This is a genomic window from Nonomuraea sp. NPDC005650 (genome assembly GCF_040605375.1).
Classification (GTDB): Bacteria; Actinomycetota; Actinomycetes; order Streptosporangiales; family Streptosporangiaceae; genus Nonomuraea.
Genome location: NZ_JBEXCR010000005.1, coordinates 363,726 through 380,530 on the forward strand (window position 1 = coordinate 363,726; position 16,805 = coordinate 380,530).

General features: G+C 69.3%; 16 protein-coding genes. 12 read left to right on the top strand and 4 right to left on the bottom strand.

Annotated features, from left to right (window positions below):
* Positions 1-10: 10 nt before the first annotated feature.
* The 3 genes from ABZS69_RS11460 (at position 11) to ABZS69_RS11470 (ending at position 2,492) form a co-directional block, all read left to right on the top strand.
* A complete protein-coding gene (locus ABZS69_RS11460) occupies positions 11-877 on the top strand; it encodes a Ku protein (RefSeq protein WP_355369758.1) in 867 nt (288 codons plus the stop codon).
* A 606-nt stretch (positions 878-1,483) separates the two neighbouring features.
* Positions 1,484-1,810: a hypothetical protein gene (locus tag ABZS69_RS11465; protein ID WP_355369760.1), complete on the top strand. Its 327-nt coding sequence runs from the start codon at positions 1,484-1,486 to the stop codon at positions 1,808-1,810.
* 346 nt (positions 1,811-2,156) lie between these two features.
* Complete coding sequence (locus ABZS69_RS11470; RefSeq protein ID WP_355369762.1) at positions 2,157-2,492, top strand: hypothetical protein; 336 nt, start codon at positions 2,157-2,159, stop codon at positions 2,490-2,492.
* A 478-nt stretch (positions 2,493-2,970) separates the two neighbouring features.
* On the opposite strand, the gene ABZS69_RS11475 is transcribed toward ABZS69_RS11470, so the two are convergent.
* Both ABZS69_RS11475 and ABZS69_RS11480 read right to left on the bottom strand, forming a co-directional pair.
* The gene (locus ABZS69_RS11475; RefSeq protein ID WP_355369764.1) at positions 2,971-3,288 is read right to left on the bottom strand and encodes a hypothetical protein; all 318 of its coding nucleotides are present in this window, start codon (positions 3,286-3,288) and stop codon (positions 2,971-2,973) included.
* Positions 3,289-3,713: 425 nt separating this feature from the next.
* On the bottom strand, positions 3,714-4,103 hold the full coding sequence (locus ABZS69_RS11480; protein ID WP_355369765.1) for a hypothetical protein: 390 nt from the start codon (positions 4,101-4,103) through the stop codon (positions 3,714-3,716).
* A gap of 871 nt (positions 4,104-4,974) precedes the next feature.
* On the opposite strand from ABZS69_RS11480, the gene ABZS69_RS11485 reads away from it, so the two are divergent.
* From ABZS69_RS11485 to ABZS69_RS11525, 9 genes are all read left to right on the top strand, one after another.
* Positions 4,975-5,877: an alpha/beta hydrolase gene (locus ABZS69_RS11485; protein ID WP_355369767.1), complete on the top strand. Its 903-nt coding sequence runs from the start codon at positions 4,975-4,977 to the stop codon at positions 5,875-5,877.
* 43 nt (positions 5,878-5,920) lie between these two features.
* On the top strand, positions 5,921-7,102 hold the full coding sequence (moeZ, locus tag ABZS69_RS11490) for an adenylyltransferase/sulfurtransferase MoeZ (RefSeq protein WP_355369769.1): 1,182 nt from the start codon (positions 5,921-5,923) through the stop codon (positions 7,100-7,102).
* A gap of 46 nt (positions 7,103-7,148) precedes the next feature.
* Complete coding sequence (locus ABZS69_RS11495) at positions 7,149-7,865, top strand: hypothetical protein (protein WP_355369771.1); 717 nt, start codon at positions 7,149-7,151, stop codon at positions 7,863-7,865.
* Positions 7,859-9,094: a S8 family serine peptidase gene (locus ABZS69_RS11500; protein WP_355369773.1), complete on the top strand. Its 1,236-nt coding sequence runs from the start codon at positions 7,859-7,861 to the stop codon at positions 9,092-9,094. Before ABZS69_RS11495 ends, ABZS69_RS11500 begins: the two co-directional genes overlap by 7 nt.
* Positions 9,095-9,263: 169 nt before the next feature.
* Entirely contained in the window at positions 9,264-10,166 is a 903-nt protein-coding gene (locus ABZS69_RS11505; protein WP_355369775.1) for a hypothetical protein, read from the top strand.
* A gap of 5 nt (positions 10,167-10,171) precedes the next feature.
* A complete protein-coding gene (locus ABZS69_RS11510; RefSeq protein WP_355369777.1) occupies positions 10,172-11,314 on the top strand; it encodes a S8 family serine peptidase in 1,143 nt (380 codons plus the stop codon).
* Between the two features lie 22 nt (positions 11,315-11,336).
* On the top strand, positions 11,337-11,696 hold the full coding sequence (locus ABZS69_RS11515; protein ID WP_355369779.1) for a hypothetical protein: 360 nt from the start codon (positions 11,337-11,339) through the stop codon (positions 11,694-11,696).
* A complete protein-coding gene (locus ABZS69_RS11520) occupies positions 11,684-11,998 on the top strand; it encodes an MGMT family protein (RefSeq protein WP_355369781.1) in 315 nt (104 codons plus the stop codon). Before ABZS69_RS11515 ends, ABZS69_RS11520 begins: the two co-directional genes overlap by 13 nt.
* Positions 11,999-12,207: 209 nt before the next feature.
* Positions 12,208-14,955: a CDP-glycerol glycerophosphotransferase family protein gene (locus ABZS69_RS11525; protein ID WP_355369783.1), complete on the top strand. Its 2,748-nt coding sequence runs from the start codon at positions 12,208-12,210 to the stop codon at positions 14,953-14,955.
* A 412-nt stretch (positions 14,956-15,367) separates the two neighbouring features.
* Here the strand turns inward: ABZS69_RS11525 and ABZS69_RS11530 are convergent, their stop codons facing one another.
* Together ABZS69_RS11530 and ABZS69_RS11535 are read right to left on the bottom strand one after the other, a co-directional pair.
* The gene (locus ABZS69_RS11530; protein WP_355369785.1) at positions 15,368-15,985 is read right to left on the bottom strand and encodes an NUDIX hydrolase; all 618 of its coding nucleotides are present in this window, start codon (positions 15,983-15,985) and stop codon (positions 15,368-15,370) included.
* Between the two features lie 435 nt (positions 15,986-16,420).
* Positions 16,421-16,699, bottom strand: coding sequence for a hypothetical protein (locus ABZS69_RS11535; protein WP_355369787.1), 279 nt, complete (start codon positions 16,697-16,699; stop codon positions 16,421-16,423).
* Positions 16,700-16,805: the final 106 nt, after the last annotated feature.

Consider the following 16,805-nt stretch of genomic DNA (forward strand, 5'->3'; position numbering starts at 1 on the left):
AGGAGTGACCATGCGCAGCATCTGGAAAGGTGCGATCTCCTTTGGCCTGGTCACGATTCCCGTCAAGCTCTACTCCGCCACTGAGCAGAAGGACGTAACGTTCCACCAGGTCCATCGCGAGGACGGCGGGCGGATCCGCTACAAGCGCGTGTGCACGCAGGACGGCCAGGAGGTGGCGTACTCCGACATCGCGAAGGGGTACGAGTTGCCGACGGGCGAGATCGTCGTGCTCACCGACGAGGACTTCGAGGACCTGCCGCTGAGCACGTCCCGCAGGATCGACGTCCTCCAGTTCGCCCCGGCCGAGCAGATCGACCCGATCTACTTCGCCAAGTCGTACTACCTGGAGCCCGACGCGCAGGGGGCGAAGCCGTACGTGCTGCTGCGCAACGCCCTGGAGAGCTCGGGCCAGGTGGCGGTGGTCAAGGTGGCGCTGCGCCAGCGCGAGTCCCTGGCCACGCTGCGGGTACGGGACGGCGTCTTCGTCCTGGAGACCATGCTCTGGCCGGACGAGATCCGCACGCCGGACTTCGGCTTCCTGGAGGAGGACATCGAGGTACGGCCCCAGGAACTCCAGATGGCCGAGTCCCTGATCAGCACCATGGAGTCGGACTTCGACCCGGGCGAGTACCACGACACCTACCGCGAGGCGCTGCAGCAGGTGATCGAGGCGAAGGTGGCGGGCAAGGAAGTCATCCCGGCCAGGGAGGAAGAGGAAGCCGGCCCGGCGGTGGACCTCATGGCCGCGCTGCGCGCCAGCGTGGAGGCCGCGAAGCGGGAGCGGGAGGGCGAGGGCGCCAAGCCCAGGAAGCCGGCCGCCAAACCCAAGGACGAGGAGAAGGCCCCCGCGAAGCGCAGGCCCCGCAAGACGGCCTGACCCGTACGGAAGACGCACATCTCCCAGCGCTCCCGCACGCCTCCGTAAGCGGCCACAGGCCCATGTCGCATACCGCCGCAAGGGTCGCAGGCCCGCATCGCATGCCTCCGGTGGTGGCCACACACCCGCCTCGGGCGACGCCGTAATGGCGACCTGCCCGCGTCGTATGGCGCGGTAATGGCCGCATGGCTGCTTCGTGCGACGCCGTAAGAGCCGTTGGCCCGCTTCGTACGACGACGCCTCGGGTTTAGTCCTTCGGGTGTCGGCCCCTTTCATGGGCCCTTCCGGGAATGGGCGCTCGGCGCGATGGGGCTTTGTACGGCGCTCCTGTCGTTGTCAGCTCTCGCGGAATCCCGCGCTACCCGCCGACCGGGACGATCACCGAATAGGACATATCGGGATAAGTCATCCTATTTCGCTCTATAAATCTTTAATGCAAGCAATAAGATTGTTAATGCATAGCAAAACCGGCTAGTTGCCGTTTGCTGCGCCGCTGTCCGGAAATGACTTTTGGTGGATGACCCTTCGGCAGGCGTCCAGGACCTCTTTCCGGGATAACCGGAAACGTCGAGAACGGGGCAATCGATCCTTTAGGGGGAAAACGCAATGCCCAAGCTCAAGAGTGTTATCGCAGGCCTCGCCGTCAGCACGGCGCTGACCGGTGGCGTGGTAGCCGCGGGCGCGGCCACGACTTCGGCCAGCGCGGCTGCCCAGGTCAAGTCTGCCGCCTCCGTCTTCGCCAATGGCTGCGGCAGCTGGGGCTGGCGCCGCTGTGGCGGCTGGGGCGGTCGTGGCTGGGGCGGCTGGGGCTGGCGCCGGCAGCAGAACAACCGAGTGCGGGTGAACGTCCACAACCGGAACATCAACATCAACCGCTTCGAGCGGGAGCGGGAGCGTCACCACGACCACCACAACGACGGTCAGACCTGGTGACGTAACCGTGTGCTGATGGCGTGGAGATGACCGCGCTTTCGCGGAAGGGGGTTTTCTCCACGCCTCCACGGCAGGTCTTCGTCGAGGGCTCCCCAGACCCAGGTCCGGGGAGCCCTTCACTGTGCCCGGAGCGCTATATGTGGTGCGGTGTTTGTCCCGAATCATGAGGGCGTCTGTGGTCAGCCAAATGACGGCAATTCCAGTTTGTTGGCTGTTTCGGCCGGAAATATGCATGATGCGGATGATTCGTTAAGGATCATCCGGAGCGTTTCCAAGTCGGTCGGGTTTTCATGGATTGGCCGGGAACGCGAGGAACGGGGCAATCGAACCTGTAGGGGGAAACACAATGCCCAAGCTCAAAAGTGTTATCGCCGGCCTCGCCATGAGTACGGCCGTCTCCGGCGGCGTGGTCGGCGTGGGCGCGGCCATGTCCGCGGCCGACGCGGCGACCCAGGTCAGCTCCGCCGCCTCCGTCCTCGCCAATGGCTGCGGCAGCTCGGGCTGGCGCCGCTGCGGAGGGGGCTGGGGAGGTGGCCGCTGGGCCAACTGGCGCCGCCACCGCATGCCTCGCATCAAGATCATCATCATCAATGCGAACCGCAACCGCAACGAACAGCAGCGCGTGGAAGAGCGCCGCGAGATGGAGCACCACGACGACAACAACCAGTCCACGTGGCAGTAGAGCCCATCTCGCAGGTGAACCCGGGGCGCGGGCCGCGCCCCCACAGGTGCCCCTGAGTGAGGAAACTCCGGCCACGCCGATCGAGTGCCCGTATTCACCGGGACCGACGCCCACCCCGAAAGCGGCGACGTCGACCCACCGAATACGGGCATTCGACATGTCTCCCACCGCCGGCACGCGGTACCTGGGCCGGTGGCGACTCCACCGGTGAGAAAGATCCATCCAAGACCGGGATCGGGACGGTCCGCGGGGCTTCCGCCCGAGGCGGGGCCATGGCCGGAAGAACACAAGGAAGAACACAAGGAAGAACAGAAGTGAGTGCCCGCATTCGGTGGGCCGCGCCGACCGGGGGGTGGCGCGGGTCCCGGTGAACACGGGCACTCGATTGTCGTGGGCCGGAGTTTCATCGCTCCTCGGGGGACTCCGCCCGATGCGGCGGCCTCATGCGCCCGCCGATGCTCAGCTCAACAGCTGAGTCTTACCACTCGTCACGGTTGTCACCGTTGATGTTGTGATTGTGGTTCTCGTTGACGATGACGATCCGGATCCTGGCGGCCCTGTTGCGGCCTCCCCAGCCCCAGCCGCGGCCTCCCCAGCCCCAGTTGCGACCGCCCCAGCCCCAGTTACGTCCGCCCCAGCCCCCGCCGCACCGGCGCCGGCCCCAGGCGCGGCAGTTGCCTGTGAGCACGGAGGCGGCGGACTTGACCTGGACGGCCGCGCCGGCCGGTGTCGTGGCCGCGCCCGCGGCTACCACGCCACCGCTCAGCGCCGTGCTGACGGCGAGGCCTGCGATCACACTTTTGAGTTTGGGCATTGTTTTCCCCCTGAAGGTTCCGATTGCCCTGTTTCACGCCCCCGGCCCAGCTGATACAGACCTGGCCGGATCGGAAACGCTACGCATGATTCTGGCGAATCACCCGCAGGATGCATATTTCCGGGTGAATACCCAACAAACCGGAACCATCTGGATTTGGCAGACCACAGACTCCCTCATGGCCGAAACAAAAGATCCCACTCTGTATAGCCGCGTCATCCCGGCCCGGCGGCTCGGCGTACGGGTGAGGCTCCCCCCGCCGATATCGGCCGCCGCACAAAAGCAGTCAGGGCTCCCCCGGCCAAAGGCCGGGAGAGCCCTCACCAAACCCCCCGCGGAAGACGGGAGGACAATGACCTACCCGAAGGTGCGGACGCTCATCCTCCCGCCATTAACACGCGGTTTTGTCAGAAGGTACGCCGGCGGCGCTCGGGCCGGTTGTCGTTGACGTTGTCGTTGCGGATGACGACGCAGATCTCGCCGCCGCGACGGTGGCGACCCCAGCCGCCCCAGCCGCCGCCGCCCCAGCCGCCGCCGCCGCCCCAGCCGTGGCGACGGCACTGCCGGTCGCGACGGTTGTGGCGACGGTCGATGATGAAGCCGTTGTTGAGGCCGTCATCGAAGCCGTCCTCCAGGCCGTCGTCGATGCCGTCGTCGATGCCGGTGAGGACGGACGTACCGGTGAGCTTGATGGCGTCGGCGCTGACCGCAGTGGTGGCCGCGCCCGCGCTGACCAGGCCGCCGGTCATCGCCGTGCTGACGGCGAGGCCTGCGATAACACTCTTGAGCTTGGGCATTGCGTTTTCCCCCTAAAGGATCGATTGCCCCGTTCTCGACGTTTCCGGGTACCTGAAAACAGGTCTTGGACGGCTGCTGAAGAGTCATCCATTGAATGTCATTTCCGGGGCGACGGGCGGGCAAACTGGAGAGACCCTATTTTGCTATGCATTAAGAATCTTATTGCTTGCATTAAAGATCTATCCAGTGAAATGGCATGATATGTCCGATTGTGTGGCAATTAATAGGGCGGCCACGCATGGCAACGCTCGCGCCCCGGCCTGGCTGGTCGTCATTGGCCATGCCGGTTGTGTGAGTGGTGATTTCGCCTGCCTGCGGTGCCGCCCTCGGACCGGTGAAAGTCCGCGAACATACGAATAGCCATTACGTCGAGCGCTTCGCCGGCGCCCGGCGTCATTGTTCGGGGGGCGCCATTATGCGTCCCCCGAACAATGTCTCCCGATTTTTGTGCGGCACCCGGCGGCGACGCGTTCGAGGCTGGTCTGTCCCGCCATTAACGGTGTGTGCCTCTTGCGTCACGCTAAGTGCTGCTGGTTGTCATGCTTTCCGACCTTGGTGCGCCATAAACGGTGAACGGTGGCTTTTGCCACACTCTTGGCGTGCGATGAGATCGATTAGACATCTAAGCAGCGATATATGGCGATATGTCCGAACCGAACGGCGTGCGCTGACGGCCCCGCATCCGGGCCCCAGGCCGCGCCGCCCCGGCCGCCGACGATCACACTGGCGGGACCAATGGGGCATGTGTGGCGGTATGTGCCTGATGTCGGAAAGAAGGAAGTAAGCGGGCTTCTGTACGGAATACAAACCCCACCCAGACGCGATGGTTATCGTTGAAGGAACGAGAAGGAACGGCAGGGAGGACGCATTATGGCGGAGCCGGTCCCGCACTGGCCTGGCCGCATGATCGGCTCGGTGTACGTCCGATCGACGGGTGACCGTCAGGAGCGACGCGAGCAGGCCGTCTTCGTGCATGGCCTGGCCGGGTCGGCCACGAACTGGACCGACCTCATGGACGAGCTCAAGGACACCGTCACCGGCCACGCGCTCGACCTCCCCGGCGCCGGCTACTCGCCCGCCCCGGCCGACGGCGACTACACCGTCGCCGGCCACGCCAGAGCCGTGGCCGAGCTGATGGAGCACACGGGCCCGGCCCACCTGTTCGGCAACTCGCTCGGGGGCGCGGTCGCCGTCCGGGTGGCCGCCACCCACCCCCACCTGGTCCGCTCGCTCACCCTCGTCTCCCCGGCGCTGCCCGACCTGCTCCCCAGGTACGGCCCCGTCCGGGTGGCCGCCGCCGCGGTGCCCGTACTGGGTGAATGGGTGGCGAGCAGGCTCCGCCTGGTGCCCGCCGAGCACCGCGTCAACGCCTCCATGGCCATGGTCTGGGCCAACTCCACCACCGTCCATCCCATCCGCCTGCGCGACGCGATCGACGAGCTGCGCAGGCGCGACGACCTCCCGTACTCGGGCGAGGCCATGATCGGGTCGGCCAGGGGCATCGTGGCCGAATACTTCCGCCGCGGCGAGGACAACCTGTGGCGCCAGGCGGCCAAGGTCAAGGCCCCGACCCTGATCGTGCACGGCAGGCACGACCGTCTGGTCCGGCCGGCCATGGCCGCGAAGGCGTACCGTACGTTCCCGCAGGTCCGGCTCGTGTTGCTGCCGACGGCGGGTCACGTGGCGATGATGGAGATACCGCAGGTCGTGGCGGCCGAGGCACGCCGTCTGATCCGTGAGACTCGATTGGGGAATGCCCCACTCGCCAGCTAGGTTTCAAGGTGAGATAGGACCCCCTGGAACGGGAGCGTAGAAAGTGTCGTTGCCACCGCTGGTCGAGCCGGCCGCAGAGCTGACCGTCGACGAAGTGCGCCGCTACTCGCGCCACCTGATCATCCCCGATGTGGGCATGGCGGGGCAGAAGCGGCTGAAGAACGCCAAGGTGCTGTGTGTAGGCGCCGGGGGCCTGGGCTCGCCCGCGCTGATGTACCTCGCGGCGGCGGGCGTCGGCACCCTCGGCATCATCGACTTCGACATCGTCGATGAGTCCAACCTGCAGCGCCAGATCATCCACGGCCAGTCCGACGTGGGCAGGCTGAAGGCCGAGAGCGCCGCGGCGTCAGTCCGCGAGATCAACCCCCTGGTCGACGTCGTCATCCACAACACGGCGCTGACCACCGAGAACGTCATGGAGATCTTCTCCGGCTACGACCTCATCGTCGACGGCACCGACAACTTCGCCACGCGCTACATGGTGAACGACGCCGCGGTGCTGCTCGGCAAGCCGTACGTCTGGGGCTCGATCTACCGGTTCGACGGCCAGGCCAGCGTGTTCTGGGCCGAGCACGGGCCCTGCTACCGCTGCCTCTACCCGGAGCCCCCGCCTCCCGGCATGGTGCCGTCGTGCGCCGAGGGCGGCGTGCTCGGCGTGCTGTGCGCGTCGATCGGCTCCATCCAGGTCAACGAGGCCATCAAGCTGCTGACGGGCATCGGCGACCCGCTCGTCGGTCGGCTGATGATCTACGACGCCCTGGAGATGAAGTACCGCGACGTCAAGGTCCGCAAGGACCCCGAGTGCGTCCTGTGCGGCAAGAACCCGACGGTCACGCAGCTCCTCGAGGACTACGAGGCGTTCTGCGGCGCGATCTCGGACGAGGCCGCCGAGGCCGCCAGCGGCTCCACGATCACCGCGCAGGAGCTCAAGGGCATGCAGGACCGCGGCGAGAGCATCTTCCTCGTCGACGTCCGCGAGCCCAACGAGTACGAGATCGTCTCGATTCCCGGCGCCACGCTGATCCCCAAGGGCGAGTTCCTCAACGGCTCGGCCCTGGAGAAGCTGCCGCAGGACAAGCGCATCGTGCTCCACTGCAAGTCCGGCGCACGCTCGGCCGAGGCGCTGGCCATCGTCAAGAACGCCGGGTTCTCCGACGCCGTCCACGTCGGTGGTGGCGTTCTGAGCTGGGTCAAGACCGTCGACCCGAGCCTGCCCTCCTACTGAGGGTTTCTGGGGGTGTTCCCCGGAAGCCCCCGTTAAGGTCGATGGGGTGAACTCTGCCCGTCCTTGGCCGACGCTCGTGGTGGCCTCCGCGCTGACCCTGGTCTGCGCGGTGGCCGCCGGAGTGTCGGGCAGCGCGGCGGGCACCGAGCTCACCCGGGGTCCCAGCGCGGCCGAGTTGCAGGCCGCGGCCAAGCGCGAGGTCGCCGAGCGCTGGCGCACCTGGCCCAGCGGACGTATCTTCCCCGCCACATTGCCGTACTCCGCCGAGCAGGGCGGCCGGGAACGTGCCAGCAGGATCGGCATCTCGCCCGAGACCGCCTGCGACCCGGTCGATCCCAAGGCTGCCAGGGCCCTGCGCAAGGCGGGCTGCAAGGCCCTGTTGCGGGCCACCTACATCGACGCGCTGCGCGGCGTGCTCGTCACGATCGGCGTGGTCGCGCTGCGTGACGAGCCGGACGCCGTACGCGCGAAAGCCGCCTTCTCCGACAGCGGCAAACCCGTGCCGGGCCTGTATCCGCTGGCCTTCAGCGGCACGGTCGCCGACCGGTTCACCCCCGGGGTGCGCCAGGCCGGCTCGGTGCGGCAGGCGGGGCCGTACCTGGTGCTGACCACGGCGGGCCAGGTGGACGGCCGGCCCGCGGACGCCGCGGACGAGCAGCGGCCCTCCATCTTCGCCTTCGCCACCGAGATCTCCGAGCGGGTGCTGACCGACCTGAGCACGCCGCTGATGCCCGACTGCGCGGCCGAGGAGTGGCGGTGCTGATCCAGGGCAGTACGGGGACCATGCTCAGGCGGGGAGCGGCGGCCGCGGCGGTGGGGATGCTGCTGTGCGCGGTCGCGCCCGCGTGGGCGGACGACGTACGCGGCGGGCAGCGGCCGGTCATCAAGACGCTGGAGCTGAACCAGGCGTGGCGCATCAGCAAGGGCGGCGGCGTGACGGTGGCCGTGCTCGACTCCGGCGTCGACCCGGACCATCGTGACCTGGTCGGCTCGGTGCGGGTGGGCAGGGACTTCACCGAGGGCGCGAACCCGCCGGGGGTCCCTCCGAGCCGCCTGCACGGCACGTACATGGCCTCTCTCATCGCCGGGCACGGTCATGGCAAAGGGGGAAATCTGGGGATCATCGGCGTCGCGCCCGAAGCGGACGTACTGTCAGTAAGGGTCATCCTTGAGGACGAGGAGCCGGGTTTCCGGGAGTTCAACTCGGCGGAGCGTTTCGAGGACGTGGTGGCCCAAGGCATTCGCTACGCGGTGGACGAGGGTGCGGACGTGATCAACATGTCGATCTCCAAGGAGCTGGCGACCAGGGAGGAGCGGGCGGCCATCCGCTACGCCATCTCCAAGGGCGTCGTGCTCGTGGCCGCCGCCGGCAACGACGGCGACCGGAAGATCGACAGCGACTTCGCCCCCTATTCCTATCCGGCCGCGTTCCCCGGCGTGGTCTCGGTGGGCGCGACGGACCGGACGCTGAGCCGGGCCACGTTCTCCAACTGGAACTCCTCCGTGCTGGTGGCCGCGCCGGGTGTGGACATCATGGGCGCGGGGCCGGGCGACGAGTACTGGGTCGGCAGGGGCACCTCGCAGGCGACCGCGCTGGTCTCGGGTGTGGCCGCCCTCATCAAGGCCAAATATCCGGGCATGTCGCCGCCGCTGGTGGCCCGCGCCCTGACGATCAGCGCCACCGACAGACCCCCGGGCGGATACGACACCGGCACCGGCTTCGGCGTCGTGAACGCGGCCAGGGCCCTGTCCGAGGCCGGCAAGCTGGCCGGATACACCGAGACCGCCACGGGCGACCAGGCCCAGGACCCGGCCGAGCCGCTGGCCGGCGGGCAGGTGGGCCCCATCAAGGTCATCGTCAGGGACGAGCGGCGCATCACGGTCTACGCGGCCATCGCCGCCGCCGCGGCCGTCGGCGCGTTCGCGTCCCTGGGCGTCATATTCATCCTGGTCCGGCGCGTCCGCCGGGCATACGGCTCACAAGACGCATGATCCGCCCACCAAGGGGGACGAAATAGACACGCGAGGGAGCGCCGTTGCGTGGACTGAGGAACGTAGGGAGCGTAGCGACCGGAGTGACGAGGGAAGGCGACGGCTCCCGGGCGACCGAGCCCGCCTCACTGCGTGAGGTCGGCACAGAGGACGCGAGGATGAGGCGGTGGTGAGGGCTCGTAGGTCGACTTCAGGGCTACCGCGCGCCGAGGGCGAGGCCACGCCGGAACGGAGGAATCCGCTCGGCGCCACCACCGGCCGGCGGTCGCGCGTGCGTACCTGGCCGGGGGCGGGCTCGCGAGTCCGTACGGCCGCCAAGGACCGCGCCGAACGGGAGGCGCTTGAGCAGGGCGTGCGGTATCGGCGCGTGTTCGTGACACTGCTGAGCGTCATCATAGTCGTCTCCTCCGTGGTCGTGCTGCTCGGCACGATCGGGCTGTTCGCGGAGACCCGCTCGCGCCCGCTGACCCCCTCCGAGCAGAACCAGTACAAGCAGGAGGAGATCGCCAGGCGCTGGCAGGCGTGGCCGGCGACGGGCGTCTTCCCTGAAGAGGTGAAGTACCTCGGGCTCGACCGGGCCCAGCAGTACGCCAGGCGCGTCGGCATCGCCCCCGAGACCGAGTGCGGCAAGGGCGTGGACGCCTCCGTGGCCGGGGTGCTGGAGAACCACGGCTGCGTCACGATGCTGCGGGCCACGTACGTCGACCAGACGGCCTCGTTCGTGATCACGGTCGGTGTGGCCGTGCTGAAGGACGAGGCGTCCAGGGTCTCGGCGAGCGAGGAGCTCACCCAGGACGACCGCGTGGGCGTGCTGCCCGTCGCGTTCCCCGGCACGGTGACCGAACGCTTCGGCCCCGACCAGCGCCAGCGCACCGGCTGGGTGGGCGCCGGGCCGTACATCGTGTTCTCCACGGCCGGCTACGCCGACGGCCGGACCAGGGCCGCGATCCCGCCGGAGGAGATCCTGCACTCCGAGCTGTGGCCGGCCGCCAAGTCCGTCGGCAACCAGATCGCCTACTTCCTCGCGGACCCGCCCAAGGTGCCGCCCTGCACTCAGGGGAACGTGTGCTAGCGACCGTGCGCGCGCTCACCGCGGCGCTCCTCGTACTGGCGGGACCCGCCGCCGACCCCGTACGGGAGCAGCAGCAGTGGGTGCTCGACGCCCTCAACGTCGAACAGGCGTGGAGCATCACCAAGGGCGAGGGCGTCACCGTCGCCGTCGTGGACAGCGGCGTGGACGACCAGGTCAAGGAGCTGAAGGGGCGTGTGAACGCGGGCCCGGACATGACCGCGGGCGCGGTGACCCGGGAGACGCCGCCGGGCAGGCACGGCACCGCGATGGCCGGGCTGATCGCGGCCTCGGGCGAGGACGACGGGCTGATCGGCATCGCCCCCGAGTCCCGCATCCTGTCGCTGCCCATGGTCACCGACGACGAGCCCGCGCTGGGCGTGCCGCCCGTGGAGGGCGAGGAGCAGACCTCGGACAGCCCGCTCGCGCGCGCCCTGCGGTACGCGGCCAACCATGGCGCCCAGGTCATCAGCATGTCCATCGGCTCCTACGGCCCGCTCAGGTCCGAGCGCGAGGCCGTCTCGTACGCGCTCGGCAAGGGTGTCGTCCTGGTCGCCGCCGTCGGGAACGACGGCCTGACCGGCTACGCCAAGGAGAACGGCACCTCCTACTGGAGCTTCCCGGCCGGCTATCCGGGGGTCATCGGCGTCGCGGCCACCGACAAGCAGGGCAGGCGGGCCGCGTTCAGCAGCGACAACCTCTCCGTGCTGGTCGGCGCGCCCGGCGTGGGCGTGCCCGTGGTCAAGCGCAAGAGCGGCTACGAGCTGTCCGAGGGCACCAGCTCGGCCGCCGCGCTCGTGGCGGGCGTGGCCGCGCTCGTCAAGGCGCGTTACCCGAACCTGCCGCCCGAGCAGGTCGCCCAGGCGCTGGCGTCCAGCGCGCGGGGCCGGCCCGCCCCGGGATACGACGACCAGACCGGGTTTGGGGTGGTCGACGCGGCCGCCGCGCTCAACGCCGCCGACCGGCTGACGGGGGAGCAGCGCAGCGTTTTGCCAGGTCAGGAGCACTTCGGGCAAGGTGAGGACTCGCCCGTGCCGACCAGGCCGGGGCCCGACCCGCTGCGGCTGTGGTTGTACGGGGGCGGAGTGCTGGTCGCGCTGGTCATGTTCTGCGGCGCGATCATCGTGCTCAATCAGCGCAAGGAACAGTAAAGATCCGCTATGGTCGCGCGTCATGGGATACGAGCTGCGGGTGGTGCGCGAGTCGCCACTCGCCTTCGCGGAGCTCGCGAAGGCCATCGCGCCGGCCGGTTTCGGGCTGCGCGGGGATGACGAGATCGTGGCCGCACACCGGGGTGGCACGTACGCGGTGGCGCGCTGGCAGGACCAGCTGGTCGGCGAGCCCGGCTCCGACTGGCAGGTCGCGCAACTCGTCCGGCTCTCGGCCGCGCTCGGCGCCCGGCTCGTGGGCGAGGACGGCGAGGTCTACATGCTGCGCGACGGCGTCATCGAGGTCGTGACGGGCGGCAGCGCGATGGAGATCGGCAAGTTCGAAGAGATCATCGACGCGGGCCCCGCGGCATGGACCCCCTGAACCCCTTCGCCGAACGGGTGCTCGAGCTCGTCGAGCGCATCCCGCCCGGCAAGGTCATGGCGTATGGCGACATCGCCGAATACCTCGGCGAGGGCGGCCCCCGCCAGGTCGGCAAGGTGATGTCGACATGGGGCGGCGGCGTGCCGTGGTGGCGCGTCGTCCACGCCGACGGCTCCGGCGCGGCCCCTGACCACCTGCGACGCTGTCTGGCCCACTGGCGCGAGGAAGGCACACCGTTGCGGGGCGAACGGGTGGATATGCGACAGGCGCGTTGGGATGGGCGTTCAGCGGATTTTCAGTAAATGTCATGACCTGCTCTTTCACTGAACGGGCGAATCTCTGACATGTGACTCCCATTACCATTGGGAGAACACTGAATGGCGGCCCGAAAGGCGGTGCCACCCCTATGGCCACCGGCGTCACAGCCCAGAGCCAGGGAGGCGAGTCGTTCGCCGACCGCCTGAAGGCTGTCCAGGATCTTTGTGATCGTGGCGAGCCTCTCGAAGCGGTCATGCGAGCGGTCGGTTCCGGCGGTCGCGACGCGGCGTACGACACCGAGGTGCTGAGCGGCCCACTCGGGGCACGCATGGACCTCGCGGTCAAGCGCGGCGCGGTGCGGCGGCGTGAGATGCTCGACCTCGTCCGGCCCTATCTCGCGGCCGTGGACGCGCGCGTCAAGCACGACCTGCCGGTCGCGCGGCGTGTCATATGTCACCTGATCGAGCACCGGCCCGACGAGGAGCTCGTCGAGGGCGAGACGCTCACCAAGGTCGTGGCGGCGGCGGCCGAGCCGTCCAAGCGCATCCGCAAGGGCCTGCGCTGGTACGCGGACCTGCCCTTCCGTGAGGAGCTCGCGCCCGACCTCTACCGGCTGCGGCGCGCCGACCTGGTGCCGGTGACCCACATCGACGACATCGTCTGGGTCGACGGCAAGCTGCGCGTCACCGGGTTCGCGTACCTGGCGGGGCTCTCCGTCCGCAGCCGCAGGTTCAACTGGGCGACCGTGGTGCTGCGCGGGCCGCGCTGGCTGCCGCCCATCCGCATGCGCACGCGGCGCGTGCTCGCGCCCGAGGCCACCCACGGCGCGCGCGAGCCCGGCTGCAACTACGACTGGTCCGGGTTCGCCGCCGAGCTGAGCCCCTGGCCGCTGCGCTGGCGCGGCGCCGTGCGCGGGGTGGTCTCCGCCGTACGGCGGCGGATGCGTCACCGCCCGTCCGTGCCCGACACGACCACCTGGCGCGCCGAGATCGTGTTCTGGAGCCGGGGCGCGCGGGCCACGGGCCTGCTGCGCGGCTCCTCGGTCGGCCGGCCCGAGCGTCCCGCCGGGCTCAAGCTGCGGCCGGGCTGGTGGATCCGGCCGGTGTGGACGTCCGACCGGGCGCTGCAGGTCGTGCTCCAGCCCAACCGGGCCGAGCTGACGGACGTGTCCGTCGAGGGCGAACGCCTGGAGCTGAAGATCTCCCTGCCCGGTCGAACGGTGACCAAGGGCCACGCCCGCCTCGGCGGCCACCGCATCGCGGCCGACTTCACGCCCGCGGGTGACGGCACGGAGGTCGTGGTGGGCCTGGCCGTGCCCACCCTGCTGCAGGAGAAGGACGGGCGGCGGCTCTGGGTCGAGCCCAAGGGCGACCCGGCGGCGTCCGTCATGCTCGCCGACCTGGTGGACACCCGTACGGTGGTCGGCGACCGCGAGATCACCGTGCTCGGCGACCGCCGCGACCGCGTGGTCGTCTCCGCCCACCGCATCCGGCCGGTGATCACCTCGGCCGTGTGGGAGGGCTCCGCGCTCGTCCTGCGCGGCCACTACCCCGACGCCCCCGGTTCCCGCATGCTGACGCTGCGGCACCGGTCCGGGCTGTCCTATCTGCTTCCCATGGAGCGCTCCGGCGAGGAGTTCTCCGTACGCGTCGAGCCCTCGGCCATGGACCGCTTCGGCGAGTCCGTGCCGCTCGCGTCCGGCACCTGGAACATGTCCATCCGCCACCCGTCTGGCGAGATCGTGCCGTTGCGCATGGACCACGGGGCCCTGCCGGGGCTCGACGAGGACCCGCGCACGCTCGACGGGCGCACGTACCGGATGATCTCCACCCGCTTCGACGTGCCGGTCGTGACGGTCGAGGAGGCCCGGCCCGCCGACGAGCGGGGCGTGGCCGGCACCCACGTGCTGCGCCGCGTGTTCTACCCGGCCCAGCGCACCGAGCCGCTGAACGACGCGACCGTCTACGTCGTCAACGACGGCCGCCTCTACGCCGACAGCGTCCGCGCCATCTACGAGGAGCGGCTGCGGCGGGGCGACGACCGCGAGCACATCTGGATCGTCAAGGACGGCGCCTTCGTGCCGCCGAGCGGGGCGACCGTCGTCCGCGCGGGCAGCCGCGAGCACCATGCCGCGCTGGCCAGGTCCCGCCACATCGTGACGAACTCGTTCCTGCCGGTCTGGTTCCGCGCCCGCGAGGACCAGGTCGTGCTGCAGACCTGGCACGGCACCCCGGCAAAGCGCATCGGCAACGACCAGCCCCACATGGCACGCGACCCGAAGCCGCCGATCTGGCACCGCCAGGCGGCGGAGGTGCGCGGCTGGGACCTGCTGCTGTCGCAGTCGCCGTGGGCCACGCCGGTGCTGCGCAAGGCGTTCGGCTACAAGGGCGAGATCCTGGAGAGCGGGCTGCCGCGCAACGACGTCCTCAACTCGCCCGACCGCGAGGAGCTGGCCGCCGCCGTGCGCCGGCGGCTGGGGCTCGTGGAGGGCAAGCGGGTGATCCTGTACGCGCCCACGTGGCGCGATTACGACCGCAAGAACGCCATGGTCAAGCTGGACCTCGCCAAGACGCGCGAGGCCCTCGGGGCCGACCACGAGATCCTGGTGCGGGCACACCCGATGCAGGCAGTGCCCGCCGTTCCTGACATCGCCCACGACGTCACCACTTATCCCGACATTGCCGACTTGCTGCTCGTGACGGATGTGCTGGTGACGGACTACTCGTCGGTCATGTTCGACTTCGTGTGCACGGGGCGGCCGATCGTGTTCTACGGGTACGACATGGCCAAATACTCGTCCAAGCGAGGGCTCTACCTCGACCTGGCCGAACAGGCGCCGGGGCCGGTGCTGTCGACGTCGGCCGAGGTGATCGAGGCCCTGCGGTCCATCGACTCGGTTGCGGCGGCCCACGCCGACCGCTACGAAGCCTTCCGCGCCACCTTCGCCCCCCGCGACGACGGCAAGGCCACCGCCCGCGTCGTCGACCACCTCTTCTCGTAAACCTCTCGTGGTGGGCCTCGTGCCCACCACTTGCGGGGCCGCACTCCCGTCAAAACCCCCATCTTTTACGGCTGCGCACGGTGGGCCGCGCGCCCGTCAAGGCCCCCATCTTTTACGGCTGCGCACGGTGGGCCGCACGCGCCGACGTCAGCGGCCGTCCGTCATGGCCGGTCGTGAAGGCTCACGGGCCGGTCGCCGTGACGACGCGCACTCTTGACCGGCTCCGTGGCCAAAGGCGCGCCCCTCCCCGCACCACCCGGCCCGCCGCCCCTCCCCGCACCCCCGCCCCGACCGCTCGCCCGGGGCGCCCCTTCGGCGCGAGCTCTCCGTGCGGCGCCTCACCCTCGCCTTGGGCGCCGGGCGCAATGCGTGCGGCGGGCCTGCGATCGCGCCGGGGCCCGGTCGGCGGAGGTTAGAAGAGGTCCGGGAGGTCGGGGAGGAGGAAGCGGCGGTCGGGGTCGTAGTCGAAGGCGAGGTCTGCGGTGCGGTGGAAGCCGCCGTTCGGGAGGTTCTCCACCAGGAGGTAGAGAAGCGACGACATGGTGGTCCCGCAGACGATCTCGCCGTTCTCGATGAGCTTGCGGATGCCCGAGGCGTGCACCCACTCCACCCGCTCCGCCTCGCAAGGGTCCGAGGGCGGGCCGATGTGGGTGGCCGAGTCGGCGTGGTAGACGTGGTGCAGGCTGTCGGTGAAGCCGTTGGTCGGCTGGATGGACAGCAGCGGGCGCAGCGGGCCGGGACGCCAGCCGGTCTCCTCCTCGACCTCGCGCGCCGCCGCCACCCGGGGCATCTCGCCTTCGTCCACCTGGCCCAGCGGGATCTCCCAGCCCCAGCTGTCGGTGATGAAGCGATGCCGCCAGATCAGCAGTACCCGGTCCTGGTCGTCGGTGACGACCGCCCCCGCGCCGGGTGCGGAGCGTACGAGCCGGTGGTCGATGCGGCGCCCGTCGGGCAGCTCCACATCCGCCACCCGGACGTCCAGCCACGGGTCGGCGTACAGCGACCTCTCGGAGTGGACCTGCCACCGCATGCGATCAACCCCCACACCGAGGTGCAATGATGACCCTACGTTACAAGGCGGGACGCTCCGTAGGCGAGATCATCGATCACTTCCGCAGGTCGACGTCTAGCGACAGAGGCGACAGGCGGGTGTCGTACGTGCGGAAGGACGTCCGCGCGATCGGATATGGGGGAATCGGCTGCGGTGGCGCATCCAGCGCGGATATGGTGGGCCGCGGTCGAACACGTGAGTGATAACCAAGCTCGCGGGGGAGGCCGAGGCAGGATCTACTCACCGCCGGGAGGGCGGAGCACGCACAGCTCAGACCGGGTGTGCGGGCTGGGGCGTGGAAACTCGCGAAAGCGGGGCCGGAAGGTGAATCGCCAAGCAACAGCGTCGCGACCATGCGCGTAGCCGCACGGTGGGGACGGCTGGAATCCTCCGGATTCATCCGTGGGAAGCGCTTCAAGAAGTCCTCGAACTCGGACTTGGTGTACGCGCGCCGACGCAACGTCTGGCGGATGTCGAGCCCCGGTGACCCGTGTAGTCGCCGGTGCCGGCCAGGGCGATCGACAGGTGGCCGGGCCCGGGGGCCACTTCCAGGACCTCGCTGCCCGGCCCGGCCAGCTCGCGCACCCGTTCGACCTGCTCGGAGTACCTGTCAGGCGACCGGTCGTTGCCGGCGGCGTACCAGCGGGCGATCGCGCCCTCCATGCCGACGCCCTTGTATCCCTTGTCAGCCATGACAAACACGATATGTCGCGTCTAGCCGAAGTCAAGATATATCGCGGGAAGCTGTCGGCGAACATGAGGGCGGCGTGTCGCGCGAGAAAGTAGAGATTCGCCCCGG